Below are 1,970 nucleotides of genomic sequence, written 5' to 3' on the forward strand. Positions count from 1 at the left end.
CCGGACGCGCTCGCGTGGGCGGGCACGGCGGCGGCGCTCTCGGTGCAGCGCGCGGGCGCGGCGCCCTCGATGCCGCACCGGTCCGAGATCGACGCGAGCGCGGGGGTGGTGGCATGACGGGCGCGGGCAACCACGAGCCGTTGTTCACCCGCGAGGGCAACCACGAGCCGTTCGTGACGCGCGACGTCCCGCCGGGTTCCGGCGCCTCCGGGCTTCCGGAGCAGCCGGAACCCCCGGAGCAGCCCGAGGAGCCGGGCCCCCTGCACGGCACCCGCGTGCTCGACCTCGCGACGCTCTTCGCCGGGCCGCTCGCCGCGACGATGCTCGCGGACTTCGGCGCCGACGTCGTCAAGATCGAGCACCCCACGCGCCCCGATCCCTCGCGCGGGCACGGGCCCGGCAAGGACGGCGTGGGGCTGTGGTGGAAGCTGCTCGGGCGCGGGAAGCGGAACGCGACGGCGGACCTGTCGCGTCCCGAGGGGCGCGAGGTGCTGCTGCGGCTCGTCGCCGACGCGGACGTCGTGATCGAGAACTTCCGCCCGGGGACGCTGGAGCGCTGGGGCCTCGGCTGGGCGGAGCTGAGCGAGGTCAACCCCCGGCTCGTCCTCGCGCGCGTCACGGGCTTCGGGCAGTTCGGCCCGTACGCGAGGCGCCCCGGTTTCGGGACGCTCGCGGAGGCGATGAGCGGCTTCGCGGCGATCACCGGGGAGCCGGGCGGCCCGCCGGTGCTGCCGCCGTTCGGGCTCGCCGACTCGATCGCGGCGCTCGCGACGGCGTACGCGGTCATGACGGCGCTCGCGGGGCGGGAGCGCACGGGGCGCGGCCAGGTCGTGGACCTCGCGATCATCGAGCCGATCCTCACCGTGCTCGGCCCGCAGCCCCTCTGGTACGACCAGCTCGGCTACGTCCAGCCGCGCACCGGCAACCGCTCCGCGAACAACGCCCCGCGCAACACGTACCGCACGGCGGACGAGCGCTGGGTCGCGGTCTCGACGTCGGCGCAGTCGGTCGCCGAGCGGGTCATGCGGCTCGTGGGCCGTCCCGAGCTGATCGAGGAGGCGTGGTTCGCGAGCGGCGCGGGGCGCGCGGCGCACGCGGACGTGCTCGACGAGGCGGTCGGCTCGTGGATCGCGGCGCGCGAGCGCAAGGAGGTCGTGGCCGCCTTCGAGGAGGCGGAGGCGGCGATCGCGCCCGTGCAGGACGTCGCCGACGTCATGGCCGATCCGCAGTACGCGGCGCTCGGCTCGCTGCCGGTCTTCGACGATCCCGAGCTGGGGCGGCTGCGGATGCAGAACGTGCTCTTCCGGCTCTCGGAGACGCCGGGGCACATCCGCTGGACGGGCAGACCGCACGGCGCGGACACCGACGCGGTGCTCGCCGAGGCCGGTTTCGGCGCCGGGGACATCGCGCGGCTGCGGGCGGCGGGCGCGGTATGACGAGCGAGCCGAACGGCCTGTCCACGCTGCCGCTGACCTGGCTGTACGTGCCGGGCGACCGTCCCGCGCGGGTCGAGAAGGCGCTCTCGGCGGGCGCCGACGTGGTGCTCGTGGACCTGGAGGACGCGGTCGCGCCCGACGGCAAGGAGTACGCGCGGGCCGCCGTCGCCGAACTCCTCTCCTCCCCGGTCCCCGTCCCCGTGCACGTGCGTGTCAACCACCTGGACGGCCCGTGGGGCGCGCACGACGTGGCGGCGCTCGTCGGGCTGCCGCACCTGTCGGGCCTGCGGCTGCCGAAGTCGCGGGGCCCCGAGGACGTACGGCGTGCGGCGGTCGCCTGCGGCGGGGCGCCCGTTCCCGAGCTGTACCCGATCCTGGAGTGCCCGCTCGGCGTCGAGCGCGCCTTCGAGGTCGCGACGGCGCACCCGGCGGTACGGGGCGTGGCGCTCGGCGAGGCGGACCTGCGGGCGGTGCTGGGGGTGCGCGGGGACGCCGGGCTCGACCACGCGCGCGGGCGTGTCGTGCTCGCGGCGG

At 76.5% G+C, this 1,970-nt stretch carries 2 protein-coding genes and 1 pseudogene; all 3 read left to right on the forward strand.

Annotated elements, in window-relative coordinates; all coding sequences use genetic code 11:
- Positions 1-117, forward strand: a pseudogene (locus G3I42_RS37655) (ribokinase); the annotation flags it as partial.
- Positions 114-1,436, forward strand: coding sequence for a CoA transferase (locus G3I42_RS16725; protein ID WP_239096501.1), 1,323 nt, complete (start codon positions 114-116; stop codon positions 1,434-1,436). The pseudogene G3I42_RS37655 and the gene G3I42_RS16725, both read left to right, overlap by 4 nt.
- A partial coding sequence (locus G3I42_RS16730; RefSeq protein WP_239096502.1) for an aldolase/citrate lyase family protein occupies positions 1,433-1,970 on the forward strand: 538 nt, incomplete at its 3' end. The genes G3I42_RS16725 and G3I42_RS16730, both read left to right, overlap by 4 nt.

The organism is Streptomyces sp. SID11385 (genome assembly GCF_010548245.1).
Lineage (GTDB): Bacteria > Actinomycetota > Actinomycetes > Streptomycetales > Streptomycetaceae > Streptomyces.